General features: G+C 65.9%; 5 protein-coding genes. 4 read left to right on the plus strand and 1 reads right to left on the minus strand.

The annotated features are described in order from the left end of the window. Positions 1 to 2: 2 nt before the first annotated feature. The gene (locus MEBOL_RS08365) at positions 3 to 1715 is read right to left on the minus strand and encodes a jacalin family lectin (protein ID WP_157774817.1); all 1713 of its coding nucleotides are present in this window, start codon (positions 1713 to 1715) and stop codon (positions 3 to 5) included. A gap of 733 nt (positions 1716 to 2448) precedes the next feature. On the opposite strand from MEBOL_RS08365, the gene MEBOL_RS08370 reads away from it, so the two are divergent. The 4 genes from MEBOL_RS08370 to MEBOL_RS08385 all read left to right on the plus strand — a co-directional run bounded on the left by MEBOL_RS08370 (position 2449) and on the right by MEBOL_RS08385 (position 13196). Next, on the plus strand, positions 2449 to 3303 hold the full coding sequence (locus MEBOL_RS08370; protein ID WP_095976921.1) for an alpha/beta fold hydrolase: 855 nt from the start codon (positions 2449 to 2451) through the stop codon (positions 3301 to 3303). 183 nt (positions 3304 to 3486) lie between these two features. Then, positions 3487 to 5367 (plus strand): hypothetical protein, encoded by a 1881-nt coding sequence (locus MEBOL_RS08375; RefSeq protein ID WP_095976922.1) that lies wholly within the window; start codon positions 3487 to 3489, stop codon positions 5365 to 5367. Between the two features lie 1398 nt (positions 5368 to 6765). After that, a complete protein-coding gene (locus MEBOL_RS08380) occupies positions 6766 to 9915 on the plus strand; it encodes an HYR domain-containing protein (protein ID WP_170115466.1) in 3150 nt (1049 codons plus the stop codon). A 281-nt stretch (positions 9916 to 10196) separates the two neighbouring features. After that, a complete protein-coding gene (locus tag MEBOL_RS08385) occupies positions 10197 to 13196 on the plus strand; it encodes a choice-of-anchor D domain-containing protein (RefSeq protein WP_095976924.1) in 3000 nt (999 codons plus the stop codon). Positions 13197 to 13237: the final 41 nt, after the last annotated feature.

The raw sequence follows: 13237 nt of genomic DNA on the forward strand, positions 1-13237 counted from the left end.
AATCAGTTGCGGATGCGGGTGCAGCGGCCCTGGACGTAGTCCACGTAGGTGGCCGCCCTCATCGACAGCGCGGTGATGGCGTAACCCATGGGGCACGTCTCGGTATAGGGGGCGCCACCCGAGCCACCGCGCGCCGGCAGGGAGGAGCCGAGCGAGCCCGTGGAGCCCCAGGTCTTGAGCGGGGCGCACACGCCGGAGATCTGATCATGCCAGGAGTAGCTGCGGCCCTTGATGCTCACGAGCACCTGCCCGCTGGGGCAGAAGTCCGTGAAGGACGTGCCGCTGCTGCCACCATAGGGGCCGTAGGAGTAGGCCGAGCCCAGCGAACCATCCGAGTTGACGGCGGCGCACAGCAGGCCCAGGGCATCCACGTAGGCGACCGAGCGGCCCACGAGTCCCACCGCGACGCTGTTGGACGGGCAGGTGGGCTGCACGGACGAGCCCCCGCTGCCGCCATGGCCAGACAGCCAGTAGGTGTACGAGGGGTCCATCGCGTAGAACGAGCAGCTCAGCGTGCCCGACACGTCCATGCGGTGACCCCGGCCGAGGTCCACGGTGGGCTTCACCCGGGCGCGCATCTTGTAGGTGCCGCTCGAGTAGCCCGCGGAGCGGACGGCGTTACACAGGTCCGTCTTGTTGTAATAGTAGTAGCGGAAGTCGCCACGGTCGCTCGCGCCCGCGTCCGTCCGGCTCAACTGCGTCACCGGCGTGTTGGAGGTGGTGAGCAGTTCCACCTGGACTTGATACTGGCTGGTGTCCGTCACGCGATCCCACTCCAGGTACAGCCAATCCGCGCCTTGCATGTAAGCCTGGCGCAGCCAGGAATGGGTGAGCTTGGGATTGAGCTTGAAGGACGAATCAGCGCACAGGTCCGAGGAGAACGTGCCGAGCTTGCCCGCTCCCGTGTAGAGCTGGCACCAGTTGAGCTTGCCGCCATTGCAGCTCTTGTACTCCGACATGATGTTCTGCAGCAGCACCTCGCTGTTGAAGGACACCGCGTTCGGATTGCTGGCCTCACGCGTCTCCGACGTGGAGATGCACGAGGTGTACTCGGGATGATCCACGGGATTCAGGCTGTCCGCGGGGACGATCTGCGTGTTGCTGTCGGCGTTGTGGAACCGGTTCTCCAGCACATGCATGAACTCGTGGTTGAGATAACCCTGATCCGCGGCGCCGTTGCGGCTCACGACGCTGACCAGCCCATTGCCATAGGTGAGGTTCGCCGAGCTGTAGCTGGAGTCGAACATCGGATAGGCGTACGCGGGGTGCTGTCCGCCGAAGTCCTGGGACAGGATCGTGTTCGTCGTCGCGTCGGCGAAGCCCCAGTAAGACCCATGCAGCCGGAAGTCGGTCATCTCCAGCCGACGGTTGTTGTTCACGGTGACATAGCTGAGACTGGCCACGGGATTGAGCAGGCCATTGGACGCGTTCCGGATGGTCGTCGCGTGCGCGGCGAGCTGCTCATAGACCTTCTGCCGGATCTGATCCAACTCGGCCTGGGTGGGCTGCGTGCTCAGGGTGGCGCTGTTGGGGTAGATGACGGCCTTGAGCGGATAGGTGATGGTTTCCTTCTGGGGCGCGTTCACGAGAACGGACTGGCTCACGGAAGAGGCCAGCGGGTCCTGCGTCTGGGTTCCGTCCTGCTCCACCTGTCCGCACGCCGAGGCCAGCATGCTCACCACACCCACGGCGCTCCACAAAAGACGATGATTCATGGTCATGAGTTCCTACGCGGATGGATCCGCCTGGAATGACCGCGGTCGATGAAGAGTCCGCCCGAGAGAGGGGCCGCGGTCACCCCCGGTTGCTCTCGGGAACGACGGGCACAGAATGACCAGGACTGGAAAATTCCACCACCCCGCGAACACGGGGCTCCGTGGAAAAACGGTAACCTGGAGAACTCCTGAGACACATGCTCCCGCGAACCACGAGGGCTCGCGGGGCGGAGTGGGAGCATCCCCCGCGAACGCGGGGTCCCGGGACGGTCCGGCCCTGGAATTCGGCCGTGGACCGTTGAACACCTACATCTGGCCACTCCGCAAGAAGTGCAAGGCGACTTGCACGTTTTGTCACCCCACCCCGCAAGATTTGGCACTCCGGGAGAGGCGGCGAGAGGCCAAATAGCTGGATTCCTTGGGTGGAGACGATTCCCCGGGAACGGCATGGGGGATGCTTGGGACAAGCCTCCGAGGAAACGACACACACGGGGGGCGTCATGCCGCAAATTCGTCCTGAGGTATCGAGGGAAGCCGACATCTGGGTTCTGCGCCTGCAAACCGCCAGCGGGAAGGTCCAGGAGTACCGTTGCACCAGCGAGGGTCAGGCGCGACAGCTCGCGATGGTGCTCTCGGCGGCGACGGGGATGGAGACGAGTCCCCAAGCCTGAGCCGGAGTGCGCTAAGCGGCAGGACGGGCCGGGACTGTTTCCCCGCCCGTCAGGAGCCGCCGTTGCCTCGCCCCTTCGAGACCCTGGCCGTGGACGCCCACGGCCTCGCCCTGCACGCCCGCCAGCGCCATGCCACGGGCACGCCCGCCGTCGTCTTCCTGCACGGCTGGTTGGACCATGGCCACGGCTTCGACTGGCTCGTCGAGCATCTGCCAGACACCTGGCGTCTGGTGATGTTCGACTTTCGCGGCATGGGCCGCAGCGCCTGGCTGCCACGCCCCGGTCACTACCAACTCTCCGACTGTCTCGTGGATGTGGAGGCCGTGCTGCGCGCGGCGGGCCTGGACGCGGCGCACCTGGTGGGCCACTCGCTGGGCGGCATCATCGCCACGGCGTACGCCGCCGCCCGCCCATCCCGTGTGCGGAGCATCAGCCTCATCGAGAGCCTGGGCCCCATGGGAGGCCCCCCCGAGAACGCGCTCCCGCGCCTGCGGGGCTTCCTGGACGACCTCGAGCGCGCCCCCAACCGCAAGCGCTATCCCTCCGTGGAAGCCGCCGCCGCGCGCCTTCGCGAGAACAACCCGGGCCTGCCTGAATCCGCCGCGCTGCACCTGGCCCGCCACGGCACCGAGCCCCTGGAGGGAGGCATCGCCTTCACGTTCGACCCGGCCCACCGCCGCCGCTTCGCCCAGGGATTCGATGACGCGCAGTGGCTCGCGGTGTCCTCCGCCGTCACCTGCCCCGTGCAATTGATTCTCGGCGACACGGGCCATCGGATCGACGAGGAGCGCGCGCAAGCACGGCTCGCCGCCCTGCGCCTCGCCCGGCCACCGCTCGTCATTCCTGGCGGGCACCATGTCCACATGGAGCAACCCGAGGCCGTGGCGCGCACACTCGTGAACTTCATTTCCCCATGAAGACACGGGAGGTGCCCACGCGGCCCCCTCCCCCTCTTTCACAAACACACAATCCAGCGGAAACACAATCACCCTGAGTCAATAATAGATATGCTCTCCGGTCCGCGCGGCCAGCATCCAGCCGCCAACACTTCCGGGGGGAACATGTCGAGAGTGAAGCATACCCAACGACCATCGGGGCAAATGCTCCTGGCCGCGGTGAGTTTGTGTTCCTTCGAGCTTCCTGGACAGGATCGTCTCCCCTCGCTCCCCAGCGAGCCACACGCCGCCAGTACACTCGAGGAGGCGGCCCCCGCGACCCATGTCATCCGGGGCACGGCCTCGCTGACGAACCAGAACCCCGTCATCCTGGAGCTGCTGGCGAAGGGTCCCTGGAATCCCCAGGGATATGTGTTCGCCCGAAGCACCAGTCCGACCGGACACAGCGCGTACACCTACGACGTCAAACATCTCAGTCCGACGACGCTGACCTTCGAACTGGAGGTGGAGGCCTCCGCGGGAGGAGAGGCGGGGGTCGTCTACGAACTGGTGGTGGATCGCGGAAACGGGCAGGAGCCTCCGAGGCATCCCAACTCCTTTCACTTCCCCTTGCTTCAGAACATCCGGGTCAAGCCCATCGGTTCACAGCCCTTGCCCACGGAGGTAGAACTCAAGGCCTGTCTGGGCGTCGTCCAATTCGACATTGGTCAGGACGAAAACTGCGAGACCCTCGCCCCGGAGGTCAGCAACCTCTCCATCGACGGTCATCGCTCTTACGGAACGAAGAACTCGCGCATCGCATACATTCAGGCCGGAACAAGCAGTGCCGGCAACATCAGCTACGACGTCTCGACCCCCCATGGCGTCGAACGGGTCTACGAGCCCTTCGCCTGGGAGGACTTCAAATGTGACGAAGTCGTCCGGATCTGCAAACCCCTGCGCACGTCCACGCCCGAGCCCATCACCGAAACCGAAGAACTCCATCCCTCCCCGTCCGAGAACCCAGCCGTCTTCGAGGGCGCGATTCTGCTCGCGAACCCCTCCATTCCCAAGACCCCAGGATTGATCAGCACGTTGCAGCATCTCTACTTCGCGGCGGATCACGTGGGGCAGGACAGCAACAAGCCAAGGGGAGCCATGAGCACCTCGTTCACCGGGAGGTTCAACCCCGACACCGGAGAACTCTCGGCCCAATACGAGCAGGCGCTTCCCAGCACCGATGACTTCCCCTTGATCTGGCTCCAGCAGGGATTGAGGCTGCGCTTCTGGTCCCAGGGAAAGTCATTCGACACGCACCCGGGCCTCTATGACGCCAAGAACTTCCGCAATGGCACGCTCGAGCTCTACTCCAGCGCGAACCGCCTGGAGCGGATGAGCCCCGGCGAGCGGCATCGGAGCGAACACGAGTATTGTTTCAACGAGTTGAAAATCGCCTACAGGACCGAGCTGGGGCTCATCTACAACCCCGCGATCGACGTGAGCGGCGGCTACCAGGGTACGGACTGGCGGGAAAAGGAGAGCGACTACACGGTCACGGGTTCCTTCTACGGCGACCCCTACGTCTCCAACCATCCCGTGGGCAGTCACCCGAGGAACAAGGGCATCCTCCACATGACCCTCCCCCAGGGGACCTTCACCCTGAAGCCTCGCGCCATGATGGTGAATGAATCGGGCGAAGCCACCAGGACGCGCTTCTCCCCCATGAGTGTGACGGTGGGCTGCGGTCAGTTCATCGACATCGTCCCGCCCCTCGCCGTGAACATCCACCCGGTCCCTCGCCATGCGTCCAGCGGGTGGGTCACCCTCTCGGGCGTGGTGACGAGCACCCCCGCCGAGGTGGGCCACATCTGGTACCAGGTCAATGACGGACCCGATGTCACGCTGTGCACGAACTGCGGCAAGGACGCCCCGTTCTCGTTCACCGCGCCCCTCCTGGCCCATGAGAACACCCTCAAGGTGTTCGCTTATACGGATGGGATGGAGGAGCCCGCCATGAGCTCACAGCAGGTGGTGTGGGACGACGGGCCGAGCACGCTGGAGAGCGAAGCCTCCCCCAGTTCCGGTGAAACGCAGGCGTGGCACTGACGACACACGGTCACGGAACTCGGAGATGGGCGGGTGCTCGTGGTGGGCGGCGACTCGCCCACGACGGGCACCACCTCTTTCACAAACACACAATCAGCCAGAAACAAGACCACCTTGGGAAAATAAAACATATGCTCCCCGACGCCGAGTGACCTTCACCCAGCCACCGGCATCTCCGGGGGGAACATGTCAATATCGAAGCATATCCAACGCTCAGGGGCACTCATGCTCCTGGGCGCTGTGAGTTTGTATCCCGGCTGTATTCCGGAACAAGACGGTTCTCCCTCGGAGCCCGGAGAGCAACGCGCCGCGAGCACACACGAGGAAGCAACACCGTCCGGGTTGGAGAGCGACGGCTCCGCGGGCGCAGAGGGGCCAGGACTCCTGAACGTGCCCCGGGAATATACTCCCACGCCACTGGCGGGAGAACCCCCCGGGGAAATCGCCCTGAAACCGAATGTCATTCGGGGCACGGCCTCACTGACGAACCAGAACCCGGTCATTCTGGACCTGCTGGCGAAGGACCCCTGGCACACTCAGGGTTTCGCATTCGCCGTGAGCACCAATCCAACGGGGTACAGCGCGTACACCTACAACGTCAAATATCTCAGCCCGACGAAGCTCACCTTCGAAATGATGGTGGAGTCAAACGCAGGTGGAGCGCAGGGCGTCGTCTACAAATTGGTGGCGGATCGCGGCGTCTGGCAACACCCTCCGAACAACTTCAACTCGCACACATTCCTCCAGCTCTCCGACATCCGGGTCAAGCCCATCGACCTACAGCCCTCTCCCACGGAGGTGGAACTCAAATCCTGCCTGGGCGTCGTCCAATTCGAGATTGGAGAAGACGAGAACTGCCAGACGCTCGCCAAGGGGATCAAGAACCTGGCATTGGACTCCGTCTGGACTTACGGAACAGAGAACTCCCGCACCGCGTACATACAATCCGGGACAAGCAGGACGGTTTACATCGTCTATGATGTAACGACTCCAAATGGTCTTGAACGAGTCCACGAGCCCTTCACTTGGAAGAACTTCAAATGTGATGAAGTCGTTCGGATCTGCAAGCGACTCCGCGCCCCCACGCCCATCCCCACAGGAGGCATTACGGGACCTATCGAGGTCCATGGAGAAACCATCAAAGGGAACCGGCAAATCACCGCCTACCTGGGTTCCAACTATCACACTCGAAGCACTTCGGCTCCGGGCACGGCTCCGGTTACGGACCCTTCCAAGTGGTGGACGCTCTCGCCACTGCTGGCAGGCCCCTATCGTAGCCTCTATGCGGATGCATTCCTACGAACGAAACGTGACTTCACATACATCAGACCCCCTCACTTCATCAGCAGCAACACCGACCTGGGCCAATTCAGTGCAATCGCCAATACGACAAGTCCGTTGACCCGAGTCATCAATGGAGAACTCCGCTACCCCTTTTCCATCAACCCGGCGTTCTTCCAGGGGTCGATCCGGCTCGCCAATCCCTCGATTCCCAAGAACCCGGGCTCCATCAGTGCGTTGCAGTACCTCTACTTCGAGGCAGACCACGACGGCAACAATGACGGAATTCCCGACGTGCCCAGCTTCCAGCAAACACGGATTTATTCATTCGTGGGGAATGACTTCGACAACCATTGGGGATTCTCGAACACCTCATTCCCCGGGAAGTTCAATCCCGAGACCGGAGAATTGTCATCCCAATACGAGCAGGTTCTTCCCGGCACCTATGACCTGCCCTTTACCTGGATCCAGCAGGGTCTGAAGCTGCGCTTCTGGTCCCAGGGGAAGTCATTCGACACGCACCCGGGCCTTTATGACGCCAAGAAATTCCGCAATGGTACACTCGAATTTTATTCCAGTGCGAATCGCTCGAAGCGGATGAGCCCTGGCGAACGACATGCCATCCATCATGAATATTGCTTCAATGAGCTGAGGCTCTTCTACCGGACGGAACTTGGGCGCTTCTACAACCCCGCGCTCGACGTGAGCGGAGGCTACAAAGGCCAGGACTGGCGGGAAAAGGACGTCGATTACAGGGTCACGGGTTCCTTCTATGGCGACCCCTACGTCAACGGCTACCCCGTGGGCAGCCATCCGAAGAACGAGGGCTTCCTCTACATGACCCTGCCCCAGGGGACCTTCACCTTGAAGCCCCGCGCCAAGATGGTGAATGACTCGGGCGGGGCCACCGAGGCCAGCTTCGCGCCCGTGAGTGTGACTGCGGGCTGTGGGCAGTTCATCAACATCGTTCCTCCCCTGGCCGTGAACATCCAGCCAGTCGCTCGCTGTGCCTCTGGCGGACAGGTTCCCATCTCGGGCGTGGTGAAGAGCTCTCCCGCCGCCGTGGACCGCATCTGGTATCGGATCAACGACGGGCCCGAGGTCACGCTCTGCACGAACTGTGGCAAGGACGTCCCCTTCTCTTTCACCGCCACGCTCCAGTCCTGTGAAAACACCATCAAGGTGTTCGCCTATACGGCAGGGTTGGAAGAGCCCGCCATGAGTTCGCAGCAAGTGGTGTGGGACGATCCCTCGGATGGTCCGAGCTGCCCCGGCACCTATTGCGTCAACCGCCCCCCGGATGTCCGTTGCCGCAACGTGACGGTCGCATCCAATGAGACGTGCACGAGCGGGTGCGCCTCGGTGGATGACGGCTCGTCTGATCCCGACCCAGGCGACACCCTCACCTGTACCCAAACACCCGAGTGCCCCTACAAGCTCGGCACGCAGCAAGTGACACTCACCTGCCAGGACACGGCGGGCAACAGCGCGTCGTGCACGTCCACGGTCACCGTGAAGGACATGGAGCCACCGGTCATTACCTGCCCCAGCGTGCCCGTCCTCGCCTGTATGGACGGCGGTGCCCAAGCGAGCTTCGCTCCCACCGCCCAAGATGCCTGCGGCGCGGTCAGCACCACGTGCGGCCCCGCCTCGGGCGCGACCTTCCCTCTCGGGACGACGAACACTCTCTGCACCGCCACCGACGCCTCGGGCAATCGCGCGAGCTGTTCCTTCAATGTGACGGTACGGGATGATGAACCACCCCAGCTCACCTGCCCCAAGCCGAGCACTCTCGAGTGTGAACGTGGCCATGCGGTGGACCTGCCGCCCGCCACCGCCTCGGATACCTGCGCGCTAGCCCGCGTGGAAAAACCCGTGCTCGCGTCCTTCCCCCTGGGCACCACGCTCCTCACCTACAAGGCCGCCGACACGGCCGGACACGAGGTCTCCTGCACCACCTCGCTCACGCTGAAGGACACACGGCCTCCCGTCTTGACGCTCCTCGGGCCGGACACCGTCGTCCTCGGGTGCGGCACGTCGGACTACACGGAGCCGGGATACTCCGCGCTCGATGCCTGTTCGGGAGATCTGAGCGCCCAGGTCCAGGTCTCCGGTACGGTCAACTCCGCCGTGCCTGGCCGCTATCCGCTCACCTACTCCGTGACGGATGACGCGGGGCTCACCACCACCGCCACCCGTATCGTGGAGGTGGTGAAGGCGGATGGACGGTGCTGCACCTCCAACTCGGGCCACTTCACCCCGACCGCCAGTGGAACGTCGGCGCTGCACCTGCAGCACACGGCCACGGGCCTCGGGGATGGGCGGGTCCTCGTGATCGGCGGCTACTCGCCCACGGCCGAGCTGTATGACGCGGTCACCGGCACATGGCTCTCCACGGGAGCCCCCAGCACCACGCGCCGACTCCACACCGCGACGCTCCTGCTCGATGGACGGGTCCTCGTGACGGGCGGAGAGGACGCGGACGCCACGCGGTCCGTCGAGGTGTATGATCCGCTCTCCGGCGCCTGGTCACCCACCGGCAACCTCCTCACGCACCGTCGCGAGCACGCCGCGGTTCGCTTGAAGGATGGACGGGTGCTGATTGTCGGCGGCACTCGCGACACGGGAGAGGTGCTGGCCTCGGCGGAGCTCTACGAGCCCACGACGGGCATCTGGACCGCCCTCCAGCCCATGGCCCATGCGCGCCGCGCCTTCACCGCGACCGCGCTCGCGGACGGTCGGGTCCTCGTGGCCGGGGGGCTCATCGACACGGGCGACAAGTGCCAGGGCACCAACTGCCTGGGCTCGGCCGAGGTGTACGACCCGGCCACGGGCACCTGGAGCGTCACGGGGAACATGCAGGGCGCCCGCGGGTTCCACACTGCGGCTCGGCTGGCGGATGGACGCGTGCTCGTGTCGGGAGGAGACCTGGACGGACCGAGCAGCACCACCTCGGAGCTGTTCGACCCCACCTCGGGCACGTGGAGCACTACCGGCGACATGCTCTCGCCGCGCCGCCGCCACTCACTCACCCCGCTGCCCGACGGCCGCATCCTGGCGGCGGGCGGGTATGACGCCTCGCTGGGCATCCATGCTACCTCGGAGCTGTTCGATCCACGCACGGGCGCCTGGTGTCCCACGGGTGCCCTGGGCCAGAAACGTTACGAGCACACCGCCACGCCGTTACCGGACGGCCGCGTGCTCATCACCGCGGGTGTCAGCACCACCAGCCAGCACACCGCCGAGGTTTACTCCCTGACGAAGTAATCACCCAGGAAGGGTCCCGGGCCACGCGACGAGGCCCGAGACCCACCCTCCGGGTGGGAAAACCCCGTCGCTTGTCCGCCCCTCCTGTCCGGCCGGGCTGATCGGCAAGCCGTGAAAAAAGCTCCACCCCGGAGGGCAACCGGTTTCCCACTGATCCACACCCCCATCCACCCCCTCCTCGCCAACCCCCTGTTTTTCCAGGGGCGTGCCCATGGCACTCGTCTGGTACGCAATTTGATGGGTGCCCTGCCGGGTAGGTGGGTTCGAGGCGGGGACGGGTGATGACGACAGGGCGAAACGGAAAGCGGATCATCTGGCTGTCGCTGTTGGCGGGGGCGCTGGCCGCGTGCCACGAGCCAGGAGAGACGCGGGGAGTGCAAGCCGCGGCGGCGGTGGACACGACCGCGCTGGACTTCGGCGAGGTGCCCGTGGGCGAGTGGCGCGAGAAGGTCGTGCGCCTGCGCAACGTGGGCTACGTGCCCTTCCACGCGCTGGAGGCGCTGAAGCTCGGGGACAACCCGGCCTATGAGGTCTCCTTCGACGGAGAAGCACGGCTGATGCCGGGCGAGGAGAAGGTGGTGCGCGTGCGCTTCCACCCGCTCGACGAGGGCGGCAGCGAGGAGTCCTTGCGGGTGAGCACGGACGCCAACTCGGGACAGGCACACACCGTGACGGTGCGCGGCCAGGGCGCGCCGCTCACCGTGCGACTGGAGCCCGCCCTGCTGGACTTCGAAACGTTGGAGGTGGACAGCGAGCGCGTCCTGCGGCTGACCATCACCAACCCCGTGGATCTGCCCCTGAGCGTGACGGTGAAGGGCGACGCGGCCAAGGCCTTCAGCGCGGACAACATCACCGTGCCGCCCCAGGCCACCTATCAACTGGAGACGAAGTACTTCCCGCGCGACCTGGGGGAGATGCGCGCTCAGGTGGAGGTGCGCCCGTGCGACACCTGCACGCCGACGGTGGCGGAGCTCACGGGACGCTCGGTGGCGAGCGCGTTCGTGTTCGACCCCGCGCCGGTGCCCTTCGATCAGATTCCGGTGCACGAGACCACCCGCTCCTTCACGCGGGCGAAGAACATCACCTGGCGGCCCGTCACCATCCAGGGACTCAACACGAGCGACACGGCCTTCACGCCCCTGGAGGCGATGACCGCCACGCAGGTGCAACCGGGCGAGGTGGTGCGGATGCCGCTGGAGTTCGCGGCGCGCTTCTCCGGGCCCAACATGGGCACGCTGACGGTGGGCTATGAGTCGGACAAGCCCCGGCAGGCCCAGGTGACGCTCGACGCGCGTGGCGGGCGGCCCACCCTGGCGGTGGCGCCCCTGGCGCTCGACTTCGGCAACCTGCCCGCGGGCGGCAAGCTGGCCAAGACGATCCGCATCACCAACGCGGGCACCACGGGCAACCTGTACTTCAAGGGCGTGAAGGCCGAGGGCTCCACGGCCCATTTCTCGGTGGACGCCATCCTGCGCGGCAAGACGCCCCAGCCCTGGAAGCCGGGCAGCGCCTGGCCCGCGCTGGAGACCGAGGACCTTCCCATCGCGCCGGGCACGGACGCGCTGGACCTGACGGTCTACTTCGAGCCCCAGACGTCTGGCGCCTTCGAGGCGAAGCTGGTGCTCGTGTCGGATGACCTCTTCAACCCCGAGCGCACCATCCTCCTCACCGGCACCGCGCGAGACAGCGGCGCGTGCGTCTACACGCTCAAGCCCCAGCCGGTGTTGGACTTCGGCAACCTGGAGCCGGGCCGGGGCGCGGTACTGGGCTTCCGCTTCGACAACACGGGCCGCTCCGAGTGCGCCGTGAAGAACATCCACGTGTCCAATGACGCGGGGGGCGCCTTCTCCATGCCGGGCGGGAAGATCGTGGGCGGCGTGGTGCCCTACGCCTCGGCGTTCAGCGCGATGGTCGCCTTCCGGCCTCCCGCCGTGGGCGACTACCAGGGCGAGCTCACCCTCACGGTGAACGATCCGGCCAACCCCACGGTGACGCTGCCCCTGCACGGCGCGTCCCTGGCGAGCTGCCTCGTGGCGGCCCCGGCCTTCGTGGACTTCGGGCCCATCCGCTATGACTGCGCGACGCGCCCCCGCCGCACGCTCGTGTCCAACCAGTGCGCGGCCCCCGTGAACGTGACGGACGCCCACATCGGCGCGGGCACGAGCGAGCAGTACCAGCTCGTCACGCCCCCCACCCTGCCGCGCACGCTCGCGCCCGGCGAGGGCTTCGAGCTGGAGTTCAGCTATGCCCGCGACGTGCTCGGCCAGCACTACAGCCCCTTCTTCGTGAAGGAGCAGGCCGAGCCCCACCCGCTGCTCATCCCGCTCCTGGCGGAGACGAACCACGAGGGCCTGCAGCTCGACCGCTTCATCCAGGGCACCGACAGCCAGCTCGACGTGCTCTTCGTGGTGAGCAACACCACCACCATGAAGGACTTCCAGACGCGGCTCAAGACGGCGCTGCCCGGGTGGCTGGAGCGCGCGCGGCAGGCCGGGGTGGACGTGCGCGTCGGCGTGACGAGCACGGGCCTGAGCACCCGCTCGCCCGCCTGCACCAACGCGACGGCGGGTGGCGACGCGGGCCGGCTCGTGCCCGCGGACGGACACCGCGCCCGCACCGCCTCGAGCACCTCGGCCACGGCGGCGGCCACGGTGCAGGCCAACATCGACGACGTGGGGCTGTGCCACAACCTGGTGCAGGGCCTGGAGACGATGCGCCAGGGCCTGTCCTCGCCCCTCATCACCAGCATGGATGACCCGCGCACCCCGCTGCCCAACGACGGAAACCAGGGCTTCCTGCGCTCCACGGCCCGGCTCGCCGTGGTGGTGGTGGCCGACGAGGACGACCACTCGGGTTTCGAGCCGGAGAGCTACGTGCAGTTCCTCCAGGCGCTCAAGGGCACCGGCATGGCCCACCGCAGCCAGATGTACGCGCTCGTGCCCACCGACGCGCGCTGCACCACCGCGGGCGGGCCCGGCACGCGCTTCTCCGCCGTCGCCCAGGCCACCGGCGGCGCCGTGGACTCCATCTGCCTGGGGGACTACGGCCCCTTCCTGGACAAGCTGCTCCAGCGCGCCGAGGGACTGCAGGCGGACTTCCCCCTGACGGCCACACCCAATGGCCTGGAGGAGATGTCCGTCCGGGTGGGGGGCACGACGATCGGCACGGACAAGTGGACCTATGACACGCGGCGCAACGCGGTCGTCTTCAACGCGGACGCGGTGCCCGTGCCGGGACAGACCCTGGAGGTGCGCTACCGCAGCGTCTGCGCGTCCCCCTGAGCCCCCGCCCGGCCCCCTGGACCCCGCCTGGAGAACCCGGG

The sequence above is a fragment of the Melittangium boletus DSM 14713 genome (assembly GCF_002305855.1).
Lineage (GTDB): Bacteria > Myxococcota > Myxococcia > Myxococcales > Myxococcaceae > Cystobacter > Cystobacter boletus.